Origin of the sequence: Burkholderia sp. JPY481, assembly GCF_038900515.1 — a bacterium.
Taxonomy (GTDB): Bacteria; Pseudomonadota; Gammaproteobacteria; order Burkholderiales; family Burkholderiaceae; genus Paraburkholderia; species Paraburkholderia youngii.
On sequence record NZ_JAYMRT010000003.1, the window covers coordinates 254,595 to 273,697 of the forward strand.

General features: G+C 65.8%; 14 protein-coding genes. 13 read left to right on the plus strand and 1 reads right to left on the minus strand.

Going from position 1 to position 19,103, the window contains the following annotated elements:
- The first annotated feature begins 128 nt into the window (after nt 1–128).
- The 12 genes from hyfB (at nt 129) to VSR82_RS10605 (ending at nt 16,193) form a co-directional block, all read left to right on the plus strand.
- The gene (hyfB, locus tag VSR82_RS10550; RefSeq protein WP_498857672.1) at nt 129–2,135 is read left to right on the plus strand and encodes a hydrogenase 4 subunit B; all 2,007 of its coding nucleotides are present in this window, start codon (nt 129–131) and stop codon (nt 2,133–2,135) included.
- A complete protein-coding gene (locus VSR82_RS10555) occupies nt 2,129–3,079 on the plus strand; it encodes a respiratory chain complex I subunit 1 family protein (protein WP_410850302.1) in 951 nt (316 codons plus the stop codon). The genes hyfB and VSR82_RS10555 overlap by 7 nt, the downstream gene beginning before the upstream one ends.
- Nucleotides 3,080–3,739: a formate hydrogenlyase gene (locus tag VSR82_RS10560; protein WP_429457185.1), complete on the plus strand. Its 660-nt coding sequence runs from the start codon at nt 3,080–3,082 to the stop codon at nt 3,737–3,739.
- Nucleotides 3,732–5,195 (plus strand): hydrogenase 4 subunit F, encoded by a 1,464-nt coding sequence (locus tag VSR82_RS10565; protein WP_429457183.1) that lies wholly within the window; start codon nt 3,732–3,734, stop codon nt 5,193–5,195. Before VSR82_RS10560 ends, VSR82_RS10565 begins: the two co-directional genes overlap by 8 nt.
- Nucleotides 5,196–5,198: 3 nt before the next feature.
- Nucleotides 5,199–6,761: a hydrogenase large subunit gene (locus VSR82_RS10570; RefSeq protein ID WP_410850300.1), complete on the plus strand. Its 1,563-nt coding sequence runs from the start codon at nt 5,199–5,201 to the stop codon at nt 6,759–6,761.
- Nucleotides 6,761–7,270 (plus strand): NADH-quinone oxidoreductase subunit B family protein, encoded by a 510-nt coding sequence (locus VSR82_RS10575; RefSeq protein WP_498857673.1) that lies wholly within the window; start codon nt 6,761–6,763, stop codon nt 7,268–7,270. The genes VSR82_RS10570 and VSR82_RS10575 overlap by 1 nt, the downstream gene beginning before the upstream one ends.
- 275 nt (nt 7,271–7,545) lie before the next feature.
- Nucleotides 7,546–8,262, plus strand: a complete 717-nt coding sequence (locus tag VSR82_RS10580; protein ID WP_429457178.1) for a 2Fe-2S iron-sulfur cluster-binding protein — start codon at nt 7,546–7,548, stop codon at nt 8,260–8,262.
- Between the two features lie 11 nt (nt 8,263–8,273).
- The gene (locus tag VSR82_RS10585; RefSeq protein ID WP_429457176.1) at nt 8,274–9,275 is read left to right on the plus strand and encodes an FAD binding domain-containing protein; all 1,002 of its coding nucleotides are present in this window, start codon (nt 8,274–8,276) and stop codon (nt 9,273–9,275) included.
- Entirely contained in the window at nt 9,272–11,485 is a 2,214-nt protein-coding gene (locus VSR82_RS10590; protein ID WP_429457174.1) for a xanthine dehydrogenase family protein molybdopterin-binding subunit, read from the plus strand. The genes VSR82_RS10585 and VSR82_RS10590 overlap by 4 nt, the downstream gene beginning before the upstream one ends.
- Before the next feature lie 124 nt (nt 11,486–11,609).
- The gene (locus tag VSR82_RS10595) at nt 11,610–12,197 is read left to right on the plus strand and encodes a nucleotidyltransferase family protein (protein WP_410850296.1); all 588 of its coding nucleotides are present in this window, start codon (nt 11,610–11,612) and stop codon (nt 12,195–12,197) included.
- A 107-nt stretch (nt 12,198–12,304) separates the two neighbouring features.
- The gene (locus VSR82_RS10600) at nt 12,305–13,072 is read left to right on the plus strand and encodes a class II aldolase/adducin family protein (RefSeq protein ID WP_410850295.1); all 768 of its coding nucleotides are present in this window, start codon (nt 12,305–12,307) and stop codon (nt 13,070–13,072) included.
- A gap of 370 nt (nt 13,073–13,442) precedes the next feature.
- Nucleotides 13,443–16,193, plus strand: coding sequence for a winged helix-turn-helix domain-containing protein (locus tag VSR82_RS10605; RefSeq protein WP_498857674.1), 2,751 nt, complete (start codon nt 13,443–13,445; stop codon nt 16,191–16,193).
- Nucleotides 16,194–16,244: 51 nt separating this feature from the next.
- Here VSR82_RS10605 and VSR82_RS10610 read toward each other — a convergent pair whose 3' ends face one another.
- On the minus strand, nt 16,245–17,888 hold the full coding sequence (locus tag VSR82_RS10610; protein ID WP_498857675.1) for a fatty acid--CoA ligase: 1,644 nt from the start codon (nt 17,886–17,888) through the stop codon (nt 16,245–16,247).
- 389 nt (nt 17,889–18,277) lie between these two features.
- Between VSR82_RS10610 and VSR82_RS10615 the strand changes: the two genes are divergently transcribed.
- Nucleotides 18,278–18,985, plus strand: coding sequence for a PIG-L deacetylase family protein (locus tag VSR82_RS10615; RefSeq protein ID WP_368584670.1), 708 nt, complete (start codon nt 18,278–18,280; stop codon nt 18,983–18,985).
- Nucleotides 18,986–19,103 lie beyond the last annotated feature (118 nt).

The following is a 19,103-nucleotide window of genomic DNA, read 5'->3' on the forward strand; positions in this document are numbered from 1 at the left end:
ATAATGACATTATCATATCCTGTTATCCAGATTGGTTTCTGATGTCATAATGGGTTTCGAGCGAGGCCGGCAAGCCGGAACTCATTGCGTGCTCCTCGTCCAAACCGAGCGTACTGGAGACATTCCGGATGGCACCCTTCCCGGTCGTCCATTTCGTCCTGCTGGTCGCAGCCGCCTGGCTCGCGGTCGGCACGCTGGGTCTCGGAGTTCTGCATCGCACGCGATTCGTCGCCCACGGGCTGTTTCCGCTCGGCGCGCTCGGAGGTCTGCTGCTGGGAGCGGCGGGACTCGCCGGCATCTTCACCGAACCGACCACCGCAGTGCTGCCCATCGGCCTGCCCGGGTTGCCGTTCCATCTGCGCGTCGATGCGCTGTCAGGCTATTTCCTGTTCGCGCTGGGTGTCGTCAGCGCGGGGATCGGCGCCTTTTCCGCCGGTTATTTCCGCAAGGGCGAAGGATCGGCGCCAGGACTCATCTGCTTCGAGTACCACGTTTGCATCGCGAGCATCGCGCTCGTGCTGATCGCCGACGACGCGTATGTGTTCATGGTCGCCTGGGAAACGCTGACGCTGTCCGCGACGTTCCTCGTGATGACCAATCATCGGATCGGCGAGATTCGCCGCGCGGGTTACCTGTATTTCCTGATCTCCCACGTCGGCGCACTCGCGCTGCTGCTTTGCTTCGGCATCCTGCAGGCGCGCACTGGCGACTACACGTTTGCCAACCTGCGCGCGCAGTCGCCCGACGCGTTCTGGGCCTCGCTCGCCTTCCTGTTCGCGTTGGTCGGCTTCGGCGCCAAGGCGGGCGTGTTCCCGTTGCACGTGTGGCTGCCGGACGCCCATCCCGCGGCGCCATCCCCGGTATCGGCGCTGCTCAGCGGGTTCGTGCTGAAGGTCGGTCTGTATGGGCTGATCCGCACCGTGTTCGACCTGCTGCACGTGCAGATCGCGTGGTGGGGGGTGCTGCTGCTCGTGCTGGGTATCGCCACAGCGCTGCTCGGCGTGGTGTTCAGTACGATCCAGGTCGACATGAAGCGTCTGCTCGCGTATTCGTCGATCGACAACATCGGCCTGATGATCGTCGCGCTCGGGCTCGCGGTGCTGTTTCGCGCGTACGGGATGACGGAGCTGTCCGCGCTTGCGCTGACCGCGATGCTCTACCAGATCGTCGCGCATGCGGCCTTCAAGAGCCTGCTGTTCCTCGGCACCGGGGCTGTGCTGCACGCGACCGGCGAGCGCAATCTCGGCAAGCTCGGCGGCCTGATCCGTGTGATGCCGTGGACCGCCTGGGCCGTGCTCACAGGCGTCGCAGCCAGCGCTGGCTTGCCTCCGATGAGCGGCTTCGTTGCGGAGTGGCTGCTGCTGCAAAGCTTCCTGTTCACGCCCGGTCTGCAGAATTCCGTGCTGGCGATGACGGTGCCGATCGCGGCCGCGCTCGTCGCGATGACGGCAGCGCTGGCCGGTTACACGATGGTCAAGTTCTTCGGCATCGTCTTCCTCGGGCAGCCGAGAGAAGCAAAACTGAGTCGCGCACACGACGCGAACAGATGGGAACGGCTCGCGTTCTGCTGGTTCGCGGTGGCCGGTGTGCTGCTGGGACTGATGCCCACGCAGTTCGTCAAGGTACTGGACCGGGTCACGCGCGCGCTCGTCGGCGCCGGCATCGGCGCGGAGAATCATGGCTGGCTAATCTTCGTGCCCGTATCGACCGCGCGGGCGAGCTACATGCCCGTCGTGTTCATGCTGTTTTTCGTCGCCTGCTGCGGCCTTGCGTGGGTGCTGGTGCGGCGCTTCTACCACGGTCGGCTGCGACGGGCCGCGCCGTGGAGTTGCGGCTTCCCGTTCACGACCGCGCGGATGCAGGACACGGCCGAAGGCTTCGGGCAACCGATCCGGGAGATCTTCGCGCCGCTGCTGCGCATCGAGCGGCAACTGCCGTCGCCGTTCGACGCGCAGCCGTCCTACCGCGTCTCGGTCGCCGACCGCACGTGGTCGATTCTGTACGACCGTATCGCGGCACTCACGCAACGCGCGGCGGAATGGGCGGGTCGATTGCAGACGGGCCGGATCGCCGTGTACCTGACCTACAGCTTCGCCGTGCTGATCCTGCTCCTGATGCTGGTGAGACGATGGTGACTGTATCCGGCGTGCTATCGCAAAGCCTCGAGATCATCGTGGCGCTTGCCGCCGCGCCACTGCTCACGGGCTGGGTCAACCAGTGCCGCGCGTGGCTGCAGAACCGGCGCGCGCCCAGCATCTGGCAGCCGTACCGGATGCTCCACAAGCTGTTCAACAAGGAGTCGGTCGTCGCTCATGGCGCGAGTCCGGTGTTCCGCGGCGCGCCCTATGTCGTGTGGGCAGCGATGACGCTCGCCTGCGCAGTCGTGCCGACGCTGTCGACCGAATTGCCGCTGTCTCCCGCCGCGGATGCGATCGCGCTCGTCGGCCTGTTCGCGTTCGCGCGCGTCGCGTTGTCGCTAGCGGCAATGGATATCGGCACGGCATTCGGCACGCTCGGCGCGCGCCGCGAGATGCTGGTCGGTTTCCTCGCAGAACCGGCCCTGCTGATGGTGCTGCTGTCGGCCTCGCTGATCACGCAGTCGACCCTGCTTACGAGCATCGTCGCGACGCTCGGCCACAGCGAACTCACCATCTACCCGAGCCTGGCGTTCGCCGGCATAGCGTTTACACTGGTGTCGCTCGCCGAGAATGCGCGGCTGCCGGTCGACAACCCGACCACCCACCTCGAGCTGACAATGATCCACGAGGCGCTGATCCTCGAATATTCGGGGCGGCACCTCGCGCTGATGGAATGGGCGGCCAGCCTCAAACTCTTCGCCTACTCGTGCATCGGCATTGCGCTGTTCATGCCGTGGGGGATCGCCGCAGCCGGTAATCCGCTCGCGCTGGTGTTCGCGGTGCCGGCGCTGTTCGTCAAGCTGATGGTCGGCGGCGCTGCGCTGGCGGTGGTCGAGACCGCCAACGCGAAGATGCGGATTTTCCGGGTTCCGGAGTTCCTTGCGACCGCCTTCCTGCTCGCCGTGATCGGCATGCTCGTCCATCTGCTGCTGGGAGCCTGAATGCACGCCTACGCGACGCAACTGATCAATTTCCTCGCGGCTGTACTGCTGATGCTGTCGTTCGCGATGCTGAGCCAGCGCCGCATCCTGTCGCTGATCCATCTCTATACGTTGCAGGGCATGGCGCTGGTGCTGGCAATCCTGATCCTCGGTTTCGTGACGGATGATGCGCATCTGTACGTGTCGGCCGGACTGACGCTCGTGCTGAAGGTCGGCGTGATTCCGTGGATCCTGTATCGGCTCGTGCGCAGGCTCGACATTCAGGCCGACGTCGAGCCGCTGATCAACATTCCGACCACGCTGCTGATCGGCATCGTGCTCGTGATCATCGCGTTCAACGTCGCGTCGCCGATCAGCCAACTCGCGACCTCGGCCGCGCGCGGCACGCTCGGGATCGCGCTGGCGTGCGTGCTGTTGTCGTTCATGGCGATGATCACGCGCGCAAAGGCGGTTCCGCAGGTGATCGGCTTCCTGTCGATGGAGAACGGGCTGTTCTTTGCCGCCACTGCCGCCACCAACGGCATGCCGATGATCGTTGAACTCGGCATCGGGCTCGACGTGCTGGTCGGGATCCTGATTCTGGGCGTGTTCATGTTCCAGATTCGCGAGCAGTTCGACAGCCTGGACATCCATCACCTCGAGAAGCTCAAAGATGAATGACGCCCACGTCGTGCTCGCCGTGCTCGGCATTCCGCTGGTGGCGGCCGCGTCTCTGGCGGCCGTGCGCCCCGCCCCGGTCGCGCGCAACCTGAACGCCGGCTTCAGCTTCGTGACGTTCGCGGCGACGCTCGCGCTCGCCGCGCGTACCGTCGAGCACGGACCGTCGTTCGCGTTCGACCGTGCATTCTTCGTCGATCCCCTGAACGTGTACCTCGTCGCGCTGACTGCGTTCGTCGGCTGGACGACGTCGCTGTTCTCCCGGCCGTACATGCAGATCGAGGAAGCGCGCGGCCGGATGACGGCGACGCGGATGCGCCTCTATCACAGCATGTACCAGTTGTTCATGTTCGCGATGCTGCTCGCGTTGCTGACCAATAATCTCGGCGTGCTATGGGTCGCGATGGAAGGCGCCACGCTCGCGACGGTGCTGCTCGTCAGCGTCTATCGAACCGCTGCAAGCCTCGAGGCCGCCTGGAAGTACTTCATCCTGTGCGGTGTCGGCATCGCGCAGGCCTTGTTCGGCACGATCCTGCTGTACCTCGCCGCGAGCCGGCAACTGAGCGACGGCGATGCGCTGCTGTGGACGAGCCTTGCCGCCGTCAAGACGCACCTCGACCCGTCCATCGTGTCGATCGCCTTCGTGTTCCTGCTGGTCGGCTACGGCACGAAAGTCGGACTCGTGCCGATGCACAACTGGCTGCCGGACGCGCATGCCGAAGGCCCGACGCCGATCTCAGCGGTGCTGTCCGGGCTGCTGCTGAACGTCGCGCTGTACGCGGTGCTGCGCTGCAAGGTGCTGGCGGACGGCGCACTCGGCAATGGCCTGCCGGGACGATTGCTGGTCGGCTTCGGGCTCGTGTCGGTGCTGATCGCGTCGTTCTCGCTGTTTCGGCAGAAGGACGTCAAGCGGCTGTTTTCGTATTCGTCGATCGAGCACATGGGACTGATGACGTTCGCGTTCGGCCTCGGCGGCCCGGTCGCGACATTCGCCGGTCTGCTGCACATGACCGTCCATTCTCTCGTCAAGTCGGCGATCTTCTTTGCCGTGGGCCACGCGGCGCAGAAGGCGGGGACGCAGGCGATCGAAGGCATTCGCGGGCTGCTGCAGGTCAGCCCGACGGTCGGCTGGGGCATGATGCTCGGCGCGCTCGCGATTCTCGGTCTGCCGCCGTTCGGCGTGTTCGCAAGCGAATTCCTGATCCTGACGACCGCGATGAACACGCTACCGTGGACGGCGCCGCTGTTGCTGCTCGGCCTCGCCGTCGCGTTCGCGGCGATCTTCGCGCGCGTGCAGCGAATGGTGTTCGGTGAGACGACGACGGCCAAGCCGCTCGAACATCGCCCCGCACCGCTGCCGGTATTCGTGCATCTCGGCTTGGGGCTGATGCTGGGGCTCTATGTGCCGCCGTATCTGGCAACGTGGTATCGCCAGGCCGCAACGATGTTGGCGGGGTGAACGATGCGACTCGAATCGATACAGCTTGCCGCCACCTGCCTCACACATCGTGCGGGCCAGATTCCCGCAGCAGTGGTGAGCGCCGATGAATCAGCGTGGCTCGAGCTTGCGCGCACCGCGCGATCGGAGCAGCGGCGCCTCGTTGCAATGTGGGGCAGTGAAGCAGTCGAAGACGGATTCTCGGTGAACGCCGCGTATGAATGCGATGACGGCATCGTGTGGGTGCGCCTGCCGATCGGGCGTCAGCAGAGTGCCGGTGGAGACTATCCCGATCTCGCCACCGTTTTCCCTTGTGCGACTCGCATGCAACGGGCGATCTTCGATCTGATCGGCCTGCGCGCGCGTGGCGCCCCGGACACGCGCCCGTGGCTCAATCACGGCAACTGGCCCGACGACTATTTCCCGCTGCAAAGGCAGGCGACCGGTGTCGAAGCCTTCGAGTCGAGCGAGGCGGACTACCCGTTCGTGCAGGTTGCGGGCGATGGCGTACACGAGATCGCTGTCGGGCCGATTCATGCCGGCACCATCGAGCCGGGGCATTTCCGCTTCTCGGTCGTCGGCGAGAAGGTGCTGCGCCTCGAAGAACGTCTCGGCTATGTGCATCGCGGCGTCGAGCGGCTGTTTGAACGGACTCCTGGATCGCAGGGTCATCGGGTTGCCGCCAGAATTGCGGGCGACTCGACCGTCGCGTTCTCGTGGGCCTTTTGCATGGCGCTCGAGCAAGCCAGCGGCACGCAGCTGTCGAAGCGCGCACTATATCTGCGTGCGCTTCTGCTAGAACGCGAGCGCGTGGCCAACCACCTCGGCGACCTCGGCGCGCTGGGCAACGACGCCGGGTTCGGCTTCGCACTCGCGCAATTCTCGCGGCTCAAGGAGGACTGGATACGGACGAACGCCCGTCTGTTCGGACATCGATACCTGATGGACCGGATCGTACCGGGCGGTGTATCGGTCGACGTTCGCGCCGACCACGCGGCGGTGCTGACGGAGCAATGCGAACGCATCGAACGCGAGGTTCATGTGATGCGAAAAGTCTACGAGGACCAGTCCGGGCTGCAGGATCGATTCCTCGGCACGGGCCGATTGACGCCCGCTGTCGTCGAGCATTTCGGCGTGCGTGGCATGGCCGCTCGCGCCAGCGGTCGGACCTTCGACGTTCGCGCGAACTTGCGCGCCGCTCCGTATGACGACGTAGCGGTCAATGCGGTGACTGATGCGCGCGGCGACGTTGCGGCGCGCGTGGCCGTGCGCTTCGCCGAAATCGATGAATCCCTGCGCCTGATCCGCGAGCTGCTGGCCAATCTTCCTGATGACGGTCCCACGGTCGTCGCGATGGCGCCTGCAACGGCGGACGCGCAAGGCATAGGCTGGGTGGAAGGCTGGCGAGGGGACGTATTCGTCGCACTGGATCTCGCCCCGGGCGACGTCATCGGCCGATGCCATTGCCACGATCCGTCATGGCAGAACTGGCCGGCGCTCGAACACGCGATCATCGGCAACATCGTTCCCGATTTCCCGCTGATCAACAAGTCGTTCAACCTGAACTACGCGGGGCACGACCTCTGATGTGGCAACTGATCCGGCAATTCGCGCGCACCGATTTCCCCGACGAACCCGCGCCGGCGGCGGAAGACGCATGGCTTCACGAGGAGCGACGCATTCGCGAGGACATACTCGGTCTGCTCGGGCGGGCGCTGTGCATTCGGCAGATCGATGCGGGTTCATGCAATGGTTGCGAGCTGGAGATCCACGCGCTGAACAACCCGTTCTACAACCTCGAAGGGCTCGGCATCAAATTCGTCGCGAGTCCGCGGCATGCGGACTTGCTGCTCGTGACCGGGCCGGTGACGCTGAATATGCGCGCGGCCCTGCTCGCCGCGTACGACGCGACACCCGCTCCGAAACTCGTCGTTGCCGCCGGCGAATGCGCATGCACGGGCGGCATATTTGCCAATAGTTACGCGGTGTGCGGCCCCGTTTCGTCGATCTTGCCGGTCGACGTGACGATCCCCGGCTGTCCGCCGCCGCCGATCGATTTGCTGCGAGGCATCCGCACAGCCTGCCGGGCGCGTTGAACCGCGGGTCCTTTTCGCTTTTTTCCAAGCGCAAAACGTGCAATTTCGCACGTGTTTGCGCGATTCCAGCCGGGTTCCCCCGTGGTCATTGCGCATATTGGCCTGCCTTTATTGCGCAGATCGGCTTTGCGCTTGCAGCGCGTTTTTAATACCGTTGTAGCTGCGCCTGCAACGGCACTTAAATTGCTGCTCAATGGTTTTGTGTCAACGCGATGCGTTGGACATCGACGCGTCGTCAGCCTGCATTGACCTTTCAATGGAGTCAACAGATCGTCATGACCACGCCTACAGAATGTCAGCATTGCGGGGACACCCCCGCTTCAGAGTCGACTGCCGAGCAAACCACCACACCTTCCCAACCGTCCCGCCGCCGCTTCCTGCAATCGGCGGCGGCCGCCGCGACGATCGGCGCGGCGCCGCAACTGCGCGCGCAAGCGCAGGCACCCACCGGACCCGCGCCGCAAAGCAACCCCGTCGTGCCGCCGCGCTCCGTCACATTGACCGTCAACGGCCGCGCGTACGCGCTGCAACTCGAACCGCGCGTGACGCTGCTCGATGCATTGCGCGAATACGCCGGTCTGATGGGCACGAAGAAAGGCTGCGACCGTGGTCAATGCGGCGCCTGCACGGTGCTCGTCGACGGCCGCCGCATCAACTCGTGCCTGACACTCGCGGTGATGCATGAAGGCGAGAACATCACGACCGTCGAAGGACTCGCGAACAACGGCACGTTGAGTCCAGTGCAGGCCGCGTTCATCGAACACGATGCGTTCCAGTGCGGCTACTGTACGCCCGGGCAGTTGTGCTCGGCGACCGCCCTGCTCGGCGAATTCCGCAACGGCACGGCGAGCACCGTGACCGCCGACGTGCGCGCGCGTCCCGCCGCGCTCACCGACGACGAAATCCGCGAGCGCATGAGCGGCAACATCTGCCGCTGCGGCGCGTACGTGAACATCGTCGCCGCGGTGCGCGCCGCGCACGAGCACGCCTGACGGAGAGCGACATGGATGCGATCTCCTACGAACGCGCCGGCGACGTCGCCAGCGCGGTGCGCGCCGCGCAACAGCCCGGCGCGGTGTTCATCGGCGGCGGCACGAATCTGCTCGATCTGATGAAGGGCGGCATCGCGCGGCCGGTGCGGCTCATCGATATCACGCACATCGGCGGCCTCGACTCGGTGACGACGCTGCCCGGCGGCGGTATCCGCATCGGCGCGCTGGTGCGCAATAGCGACGCGGCCAATCACGCGCTGGTGCGCGAGCAGTACCCGCTGCTGTCGCAAGCGCTGCTCGCGGGCGCGTCGCCGCAGTTGCGCAACATGGCGACGGTCGGCGGCAATCTGCTGCAACGCACCCGCTGCGGCTACTTCTACGACACCGCTTTTACGCATTGCAACAAGCGCATCCCCGGCAGCGGCTGCGCCGCGCTCGACGGCCATAACCGCGCGCACGCGATCCTCGGCGCGAGCCCGCAATGCATCGCGGTCAACCCTTCGGACATGAGCGTCGCGCTGGCCGCGCTCGATGCGCTGGTGCGCGTGAACGGCCCCAGCGGCGAACACACGATCGCGTTCGCCGACTTCCATCGGCTGCCGGGCGACCGGCCCGACGTCGATACCACGTTGCAGCCCGGCGAGCTGATCACCGCGGTCGATCTGCCGCCGCCGTTGTTCAGCGCGCATTCGCACTATCTGAAGGTGCGTGACCGCGCGAGCTATGCATTCGCGCTCGTATCGGTCGCGGCCGCGTTGCAGATGGACGGCGAGCGCGTGCAGAGCGCGCGCATCGCGCTCGGCGGCGTTGCGCACAAACCGTGGCGCGCGAACGTGGCCGAACACATGCTGAGCGGCCAGCCGCTCAACCAGGCCACGCTGAAGGACGCCGCCGCGGCCGCGTTGAGCGGCGCGCAGCCGCGTCACGACAACGCCTTCAAGGTCCAGCTCGCGCAGCGCGCGATTGTGCGCGCGGTCAACCAGGCCGCCGGCAATGCGGGAGGTGTCGCATGAATCTGATCGGACAACCGCTCGATCGCGTCGACGGACTGCTGAAGGTGACCGGCGACGCGCGTTACGCAGCCGAATTCCCCGGGGCGCGCCTCGCGCATGGGGTGCTCGTGACGAGCACGATCCCGGCCGGCACGATTTCGTCGATCGATGCGAGCCGCGCCGAAACCGTGCCCGGCGTGCTGCTCGTGATGACCTACCAGAACGCGCCGCGTCTGCCGAACGGCGGCAAGCCCGCGCTCTCGCCGCCGGCCGGCCGGCACCTGTCGCTTCTGCAAGACAACCAGGTGCACTACAGCAACGAGCCGGTCGCGGTGGTCGTCGCCGATACGCTCGAACATGCGACCGATGCCGCGCGCCAGCTGCGCATCGTCTATCAGCCGGGCGCCGCGGCGCTCGACTTCGAGCAGGCGAAGCCGCACGCGCATGCGCCGGACAAGCCGCAAGGCCGGCAAACCGACACGCAGCGCGGCAGCTTCGAAGACGGCATGCAAAGCGGCGACGTGCATATCGAGGCCACCTACACGACGCCGATCGAGCATCACAACCCGATGGAGCCGCACGCGACGATGGCGCACTGGGACGGCCCGCAGTTGACGGTCTACGACTCGACCCAGGGCGTGAGCGGCGCCGCGCAGGTGCTCGCGAAGACGTTCGCGATCCCCGTGTCCGACGTGCGCGTGATTTCGCCGCTGATCGGCGGCGGCTTCGGCTGCAAGGGCTCGTCGTGGTCGCACGTGTCGCTGTGCGCGATGGCCGCGCGGCAAACCGGGCGGCCCGTGCGGCTCGTGCTCGAACGGCCGCAGATGTTCGGCCCGGTCGGCGCGCGGCCGCGCACCGAACAGCACTTCGTGATCGCCGCGCGGCATGACGGCACGCTGACCGCGATGCGCCACGACAGCATCTCGAACACGTCGATGATCGAAGACTGGACCGAGACCTGCTGCATGGTCACGCGCATGCTGTACGCGGTGCCCAACCAGGTGACGACGCACCGGCTCGTGCAGCTCAATGTCGGCACGCCGACCTTCATGCGCGCGCCGGGCGAGACCACCGGTTCGTTCGCGCTCGAATCGGCGATGGACGAACTCGCCGTTGCGCTGAAGATGGACCCGCTCGCGCTGCGCCTGAAAAACTACGCGGAAAGCGATCCGCAGGAGCACAAGCCGTGGTCGGGCAAGTCGCTGCGCGAGTGCTATCAGATCGGCGCCGAGAAGTTCGGCTGGTCGCGCCGCTCGCAAACGCCACGTTCGATGCGCAACGGCAACACGCTGATCGGCATGGGCATGGCGACCGCGACCTATCCGGCCAACCGCAGCGAGGCGTCGGCGCTCGCGCAGATTCTGCCGGACGGCACCGCGGTGGTCGCCTCGGGCACGCAGGACATCGGCACCGGCACCTACACGGTGATGACCCAGGTCGCCGCCGACGCGCTCGGCTTCACGCCCGAGCAGATCCACTTCGCGCTCGGGGATTCGTCGCTGCCGCGCGCGCCGGTGTCGGGCGGCTCGCAGTCGGCGGCCAGCGTGTCGCCCGCCGTGCGCGACGCGGCGAGCGAGGCGCGCAGCCAGCTGATCGCGCTGGCGCTCGCCGATACGGCTTCGCCCGTGCATGGCTTGCCGCTCGACGACGTCACCGTCGAAAGCGGCTGGGTCGTGAGCCGCTCGCAACCAAACAAGCGTGATCCGGCCGCGGCGATCATCGCGCGCGCGGGCGGCAAGCCGATCGAGGCGACCGCGACCGTGAAGCCCGGCGACGAGAAGCAGAAGTACTCGTTCCACTCGTTCGGCGCGGTGTTCGTCGAAGTCCACGTCGATGCGGAGTTGGGCACGATCCGCGTGCCGCGCGTGGTCGCGGTGTACGACGTCGGCCGCGTGCTGAATCAGAAGACCGCGCGCAGCCAGATGATGGGCGGCATCGTATGGGGCATCGGCGCGGCGATGCAGGAAGAAAGCACGCTCGATGAGCGCTTCGGACGCTTCACCAACGCGAACCTCGCCGAGTATCACGTGCCGGTGAACGCCGATATCGGCACGATCGACATTGCGTTCATCGACCGGCCCGATCCGTACATCAACTCGCTCGGCGTGCGCGGTATCGGCGAGATCGGCATCACGGCCGTGGTGGCCGCGATCGCGAACGCGGTGTACAACGCGACCGGCGTGCGGGTGCGCGATCTGCCGATCACGCTGGACAAGGTGGCGCGGACCTGAACCGGCGGCAGCGCCGGAAAATGAGCAACAGCGAAAGCGGGAGCGGCGGGCTTGCGTTGCCGCGCTTGCCTCCCGCCCCGTTGCATCGCACAATCTGCGCATTCCTCTCTACCGGTATCCGCCGATGGCCTATGCCTCGCTCGCCACTGGCGTGTTGCTCGCCGCCGGTTACGGCTCGCGCTTCGATCCGCGCGGGCTGCACAACAAACTGCTCGCACGTATGCCCGATGGCACGCTGGTCGCGCATGAAGCCGCGCATCGGCTGCTGCAGGTCGTCACGCGGGTGCTCGCCGTGGTGCGGCCGGGCTCCGACGCGCTCGCCCGCGTGCTGAACGATGCCGGCTGCGATGTTGTGTTCGCGGCTAGCGCCGAGCGCGGCATGGGCGCGAGCCTCGCCGCCGGCATCGAAGCGAGCGACGACGCCGAAGGGTGGATCGTCGCGCTCGCCGACATGCCGCGCATCGCAATTCCGACGATCGAAGCGGTAGCCCGCGCGCTCGACAACGGCGCGCCGCTCGTCGCACCGTTCTACGACGGCCAGCGCGGCCATCCGGTCGGCTTCGGCAGCGAGCACCGCGACGCGCTGCTCGCGCTGGACGGCGACACCGGCGCGAAAGCGCTGCTCAAGTCACGAACGCTGACACGCATCGACGTCGACGATCCCGGCATTCTGCGCGACGTCGATACGCCGGACGATTTGCGCACGCTTTAGCGGCTAACCTCTGCGTTGCCGGGACGCGACCTGTCGCGTATCTGACAGATTTTCGGCGGCTTCGAGTACATCATATGGACTCGTATCGTCAAACGAGGAGTATCGACGTGAGCTCATCCGCCATCAGTCTGAAGAACGACGTCTCCCCGGCCGAGTGGGAAGCACGCGTCGATCTCGCGGCCGCCTACCGTCTCACCGCGCTGTTCGGCTGGGACGATCTGGTGTTTACCCACATCTCGGCGCGCGTGCCGGGCCCCGAGCATCATTTCCTGATCAACCCCTACGGCATGATGTTCGATGAGATCACCGCGTCATCACTGGTCAAGATCGACCTCGACGGCCGCAAGGTCAGCGAATCGCCGTACGAGATCAATCCGGCCGGCTTCACGATCCATAGCGCCATACATGCGGCACGCGAAGATGCGCTTTGCGTGATGCACACGCACTCGATCAACGGCGTGGCCGTATCGGCTCAGGCGGAAGGCTTGTTGCCGCTGTCGCAGCAGTCGCTGGGTGTGCTCGCGTCGCTCGGCTATCACGACTATGAGGGCATCGCGCTCAACGAAGCGGAAAAACCGCGCCTCGTTCAGGACCTCGGGCACAACACGAATCTGATGTTGCGCAATCACGGCTTGCTGACGGTCGGCCGGACGCCGGCGGATGCGTTCGTCGCGATGTATTTCTTCGAAGCGGCCTGCATGATTCAGGTCCGCGCGCAGGCGGGCGGCGGCAAGCTTCTCCCTATCGCGCCGCCGATTCTCGACAACATCAAGGAGCAGATCAAGCTTGTGACGCGGGGCGCGACGCCAGGCGCGCTCGTCTGGCCGGGGCTGCTGCGTCGGCTCGAGCGCCGTAACCCCGGCTTTGCGGACTAGAGGGTGTTGGTTGGCGATTCGTACCACGCGGTTTCCTCGATCGCGGTTGCGACGCGGCAGCCGGAGGGCTGAAGGGCCTGGTGCTCTCGGGTGTTTTGCCAGGAGCCCGATCACCTCGCCCTTGCTCAAGATGCTGGCGGCGCTTGCACCGTTCTTCCCGGGCCCTTTTATCGACGGTTGACTCTTTCATTCCAGGATTGCGACGGCTCGGCAAACGCGTGTCCTCCGGCGAGGCCGTTGGCGTATCATCGAACGAGGTTCCCGAACCGTTATCCGGGGCTGCAGATCGATCTGCGCGATGGAATCCGTAGTGACTCGGTGTAGCGCTGTGGGGGATCGTCAGGGTTGCCCCCGGCCTGCGTAACCACCAATGCAAACGATCGACGTGACATCGCGAGGCAAACCCTCCCTGCTTCTGACCACGAAACTCGTGCCGCCGCGCTTGCCATCCGGCTTGATCGAGCGGCCGCGGCTCGTCGCTCTGACGGCCCAGGCCGAAAACAAACGGCTCATCGTGATCAAGGCGCCCGCGGGCTTCGGCAAGACGTCGCTCGCACTCGTGTGGCTCGAGCGGCTGCGCGCCACCGGCGCTCACGTGGCGTGGCTGTCGCTCGACCCCGAGGACGACGAGCCCGCCCGCTTCCTGCACTATCTCGCGCAGGCCTTGCGACACGCGTGCGGCAATGTCGGCGCGTCGGCGATCGGCCTGACGGCCGAGGCGTCCCTCGTGCCCGCGCAATCGATCGTCGCAACGCTGATCAACGAACTCGTCGAAGTCGATGACGAGGTCTATCTGTTTATCGACGACTATCACCTGATCGGCCTGCCCGTCATTCACGATGCCGTTGCGTTCTTCATCGAGCACATGCCGTCGCGGGTGCACCTGGTGGTCTGCACGCGGAACGATTCCACGCTGCCGCTCGCGCGCTTGCGGGCCAGCAACGAACTGCTCGAAATCGACTCGGCGGCGCTACGCTTCAGCTTCGACGAGACGCAGCGCTTCATCGAACATGAATGTCCGGGCCTGGGTCCGTCCACCGTCAAGTCGTTGTTCGCGAGCACCGAGGGCTGGGCCGCGGCGCTGCGCATTTCGGCCTCGGTGCTGGCCCGCGAGCAACGTCCCCCCGGTGCGGAAGCTGATATGCCATCGGGCGCGTCGCGGCCGTTCGCCGCCTACCTCGAAGACATGCTCAAGCATCTGCCGGCGGACATGGTCGACTTCATGTTGCGCACGTCGATACTCGACCGGCTTAGTGCATCGCTGTGCGCGGCGGTGACGGGCGTCGAGGACAGCCAGCACATGCTGGAGGCGATCGTCGCGCGTCAGCTTCTGCTGCAACCGCTGGACATCGAGGGACGCGCGTTCCGCTATCACCATCTGATGCGCGACTACCTGTGCCAGCGGCTCGAAACCCGGTACGGTAAAGAAGTCGCCGACGTGCATCGCCGCGCTTGTCGGTGGTACGCGCAACAGCAGCAATGGACGGACGCGGTGCGCCACGCGATCGCGGCAGGGGCAACCGACGACGCGATCGCGCTGATGGGTCGCTGCGCGATGTCGCTCGTCACGAAAGGCGATCTGCTGACGCTGCTCGGCTGGCAGCGCCAGTTCCCCGCGCACCTGATGCGCGGGCAGTTGCAGGTCAGGCTCGCGATCACGTGGGGCATGGCGCTGGCACTGCGCTTCGACGACGCGCTGACGATGCTCGATGCGCTCGAACGCGAAACCGCAATCGACAAAGACCCCAAGACCACGCGCATGCGCTGGGAGTGCGAAGCGATCCGAGCGGTGCTCGCGGCGTTGCAGGACGATCCGCAACGCGCGCTGTCGCTCGCGCAGGCCTGCCTCGATCATCCAGCGGCCGACGCGTGGACCGCCAACGTCCTGTCCAACGTGATCCGTTTCGCGCACTGGAAGGCGGGCCGCCTCGAAGCGCTGTATGCGACCCCGTGGATTCCCGATTCGATCGAGGACGACCAGCGCAACGTGTTCTCCTCCACATACCGGCTGTGCCTGCTCGGCCACGCGGAAATGCAGCGGATGCACTTCGTGCCGGCCGAGCGGTATTTCACCAGGTCGATGCATCTGGCCGAGCGTTACTCCGGCCCGCAGTCGATCTCCGCCGCGCTGTGCGCGCCGATGCTCGCGCAGATCCGCTACGAGCAGGGCCGCCTCGACGAAGCCGAAGCGCTGCTGCTCGATCTGATGCCGATCGTCGATGCGGCCGTGCTGCTCGATAGCGTGCTGATCGCGTATCGAGTGCTGATCCGGATCGCGATGGCGCGCGCGAACACCGCGCACGCCTATGCGCTGCTCGAGCACGCGCAAGACCTTGGCCATCGGCGAGGCTGGCGGCGTCTGGTCGCCGCGGGGTTCGTCGAACGCACTCGGCTGCATCTCGCCGAAGGAAGAATGACCGAAGCCGCCGCATGTGTTCATCAACTCGACGGACTCGCGGCACGCGACCCGCAATCGTCGACACCGGTGTCGGCGGAAATCGACAACTATCGCGCACTCGCCGCGGGCTGCCTGGCGATGGCGCGGGGCCGCACGAGCGAGGCCGTCGACCATCTGAACGCGGCACGGCGCAGCGCGGAGAGCCGTCACGGCGACTACCTGGCATTGCGCTTGCGCACCACGCTCGCGCTCGCGTGGATGAGCGCGGGCCGGTTGAGCGAGGCGATCGAGGCGTTCGGCGAGGTCGTCGAAGTCGCCGCGCCGGCCGGCATTTATCAGTCGATTCTCGACCAGGGCGCCGGCATCGGTTCGCTGCTGCAGGCGATGCGCGACGACAGCCGCAGCGTCGCGGGGAACCCCGTGCGAACGAAGGACGCGGCGCATTACATTGACCGTCTTTGGGACGGCTGGCGTGCTCTTTATCAGCCCCGCAGCCAAGCGCAGCGCGACGCCGAACGCGAAGCGCTGAGCGCGCGCGAAAGCGAAATCGTCGGGCTGATCGCGCAGGGGCAGTCGAATAAGGAAATCGCGCGCAGTCTCGGCATTGCGCCCGAGACCGTCAAATCGCACGTGAAAAGTATTTTCGTGAAACTCGCGGTCGACAAGCGCGCGCATGCGGTGTCGCGCGCGCAAGCGCTGGGACTGTTGCGCAACGGCCAATGAGGCGCTATCGCGCCAGCCATTGCGCCAAGGCTTTTGAAGCGTTGCGATCCATCAGGCGAATTGCGCGCGCAACCACTTCTTGTTCAGCTTGCCGACGCTGGTCTTTTCGAGCGCGTCGACGAACCTGACGATCTGCGGCACCGCATACTTCGAGATTCGTCCCGACTCACTGAACGTCAGCACGTGACGCTTGATGTCGTCCTCGCTGACCGCGGCGCCTTCGCTGAGCACCACCAGCGCGACCGGCCGCTCGCCCCATTTCTCGTCGCTGATGCCGATGACCGCCACTTCCGATACGCCCGGGTACAGCGAAATCAGGCTCTCGATTTCCAGCGATGAAATCCATTCGCCGCCCGACTTGATCACGTCCTTCAGTCGGTCGGTGATCTGGATGCTGCCGATCGGGCTGATCGTCGCGATGTCCTGCGTGTGCAGGTAGCCGCCGCTCCATAGCTGCACCGACGCTTCGGGGTTGTTCAGATAGCCTTGCGTGAGCCACGGCGCGCGCACGACGATTTCTCCGTACGCGCTGCCGTCGTGAGCCGCCTCCTCCATGCCTTGATCGACGATGCGCAGATCGACGAGCGGAACCGGCCGCCCGGTCGTGCAGCGCAGGCGCAACTGCTGTTCCGCGTCGAGCGCCTCGGCACCCGGCGGCAGTTGCGCGAGACTCAGCAACGGACACGTTTCGGACATGCCGTAGCCGGCAAAGATGTCGATGCCGCGCTCGAGCGCGGCACGCACGAGTCCGTGCGTGAGCGCACCGCCGCCGATCACGATCTTCCACTTGCTGAAGTCGACGGAGCGCGCCTGTTCACAGCCGAGCATCATGTGCAGGATCGTGCTCACGCAGTGCGAGAACGTCACGCCTTCGTCGCGCACCAGCTTCACGAGCCGGTCCGGCAGGTAGCGGCCCGGGTAGACCTGCTTCACGCCGAGCACGGTGGCGATGTAGGGCATGCCCCAGGCGTGCACGTGAAACATCGGCGTGAGCGGCATGTAGACATCGCCGCGGTGAAAGCGCTGCCCGGATTCGGGGCTCGCCAACGCCGCCATGCCGGTGATCGTGTGCAGCACCAGCTGCCGATGCGAAAAGTAGACGCCCTTGGGCAAGCCGGTCGTGCCAGTCGTGTAAAAGGTCGTCGCACGCGTGTTCTCGTCGAAGTCGGGGAACTCATAGTGATCCGAACTTTCTTCGAGCATCGCTTCGTATTCCGCCGAGAACGGAATCGTATGGGTAGCGACTTCGCTGCCTTCCTCGTCGATCCAGACGAAGGTGCGCACCGTTTCGAGCTGTCCCCTGATCGCTTCGACGAGCGGCAGAAAATCGCTGTGGACGAACAGGATCTCCGCGCCGGCATGGTTGATCGTGTAAGCGATCTCCTCCGGCGACAGGCGCACGTTGACCGTCTGCAGCACCGCGCCCATCATAGGCACCGCGAAATAGCATTCGAGGTAACGATGACTGTCCCAGTCCATCACCGCGACCGTGCTGCCGTGCCGCGCGCCGAGCCGCGACAGTCCATTGGCGAGCCGCGCGATGCGCTCGCGCAGCGTCGTATAGGTCATGCGAAGCTGTCCGCGATACACGATCTGTTGGTCCGGCGCCTGAACGAACGGCGTGTGCAGCAACTGCTTGATCAGCGTTGGATAGGCGTAGGCCGAGGGCGCGTCGGCCGTGGCGTTGTCGCGCATCTGAGTCTCCTTGAGTCCTGAACTGGATGGATGGCCTTCCCGAATGGGCCAATGATCGGCGCGGCCGCGCGGGGGAACAATCCCCTGAACGGGGGAGGCGGGAGGACAGTGTTCGGAGAATTCGCGAACTACACAAAACACGTGCGCTCCAAAGGCCACGACAGCGACGCACGACGAGCCGAAAAGCCGCGACCGTCGCTGGATGGACCGATTGAGACCTTCGTCCGCGAACTTTCAGGCACGCGATTTGCGCGCTGCAAGTTTCGCGCGCAAGCCGCGCCGATTACGCCTAAGCTGAGGTGACGCCACGTTTTTTTACGTGCGGCGCCATGACGACCGATGGCCTCGACGCCTCATCCGCCCCGCCTCGAACCCCCAGACGCAAGCCCATGAGCGAAACCACTCCACGCCTTTTCATCGTCTCGCCCCATTTCGACGACGCCGTGTTCAGTTGCGGCGCATTGCTCGCAGCCCATCCCGACGCCGCCGTCTGCACCGTGTTCGCCGCGCCGCCCGAACACGACATGCATACCGAGTGGGACCAGAAAGCGGGCTTCGCGAACGCTCATGAAGCGGTCCGCGAACGCACGGTCGAAGACAACCGCGCGCTCGAAGTGCTCGACGCGATTCCGCTGCGCATGCCGTTTCGCGACAGCCAGTACGCCGACTCGCCGTCGATCAGCCAGATGGCGGCGGCGCTGGAGGAAACGATTTACCGCACGACCGCCAACACGCTGCTGATGCCGCTCGGCCTGCATCACGAGGATCATGCGCGGGTATTCGAAGCGTGCTGCGAAATCCTGCCGCGCCTCACGCATCTGGACTGGTTCGGTTACGAGGAAGCGATTCACCGGCTCACACCGGGCGCGGTGCAGGCGCGGCTCGCCGATCTCGCGCAGCGCGGCATCGTCGCGACGCCGGCGACGCCGAGCGCGGGCCACACGATCGACGTGCAGCGCCGCGCGCATCTGAAACGCGAAGCGGTCAACGCGTACGCGAGCCAGTTGCGGGCGTTCGGCCCCGGCAATTACGAAGACGTGTTCGCGACCGAGCGCTACTGGCAGCTCAGCGTTGGCCGCAAGCGCCCGAGAAAATAGCAAAAGGAGCGAGCAGGAAGCGCGGCGAGCGCCTACGCTTGAAGACAGATAACCGACGCGGCGGCGGGCATCGGCGGTAACAACCGCCCACGCCGGACCCGCGCATTTCAACCACAAG

Excerpts from the sequence above, each read along its gene's own strand:
- hyfB (WP_498857672.1), top strand. The coding sequence starts at position 129 with ATGGCACCCTTCCCGGTCGTCCATTTCGTCCTGCTGGTCGCAGCCGCC.
- VSR82_RS10555 (WP_410850302.1), top strand. The coding sequence starts at position 2,129 with ATGGTGACTGTATCCGGCGTGCTATCGCAAAGCCTCGAGATCATCGTG.
- VSR82_RS10560 (WP_429457185.1), top strand. The coding sequence starts at position 3,080 with ATGCACGCCTACGCGACGCAACTGATCAATTTCCTCGCGGCTGTACTG.
- VSR82_RS10565 (WP_429457183.1), top strand. The coding sequence starts at position 3,732 with ATGAATGACGCCCACGTCGTGCTCGCCGTGCTCGGCATTCCGCTGGTG.
- VSR82_RS10570 (WP_410850300.1), top strand. The coding sequence starts at position 5,199 with ATGCGACTCGAATCGATACAGCTTGCCGCCACCTGCCTCACACATCGT.
- VSR82_RS10575 (WP_498857673.1), top strand. The coding sequence starts at position 6,761 with ATGTGGCAACTGATCCGGCAATTCGCGCGCACCGATTTCCCCGACGAA.
- VSR82_RS10580 (WP_429457178.1), top strand. The coding sequence starts at position 7,546 with ATGACCACGCCTACAGAATGTCAGCATTGCGGGGACACCCCCGCTTCA.
- VSR82_RS10585 (WP_429457176.1), top strand. The coding sequence starts at position 8,274 with ATGGATGCGATCTCCTACGAACGCGCCGGCGACGTCGCCAGCGCGGTG.
- VSR82_RS10590 (WP_429457174.1), top strand. The coding sequence starts at position 9,272 with ATGAATCTGATCGGACAACCGCTCGATCGCGTCGACGGACTGCTGAAG.
- VSR82_RS10595 (WP_410850296.1), top strand. The coding sequence starts at position 11,610 with ATGGCCTATGCCTCGCTCGCCACTGGCGTGTTGCTCGCCGCCGGTTAC.
- VSR82_RS10605 (WP_498857674.1), top strand. The coding sequence starts at position 13,443 with ATGCAAACGATCGACGTGACATCGCGAGGCAAACCCTCCCTGCTTCTG.
- VSR82_RS10610 (WP_498857675.1), bottom strand. The coding sequence starts at position 17,888 with ATGCGCGACAACGCCACGGCCGACGCGCCCTCGGCCTACGCCTATCCA.
- VSR82_RS10615 (WP_368584670.1), top strand. The coding sequence starts at position 18,278 with ATGAGCGAAACCACTCCACGCCTTTTCATCGTCTCGCCCCATTTCGAC.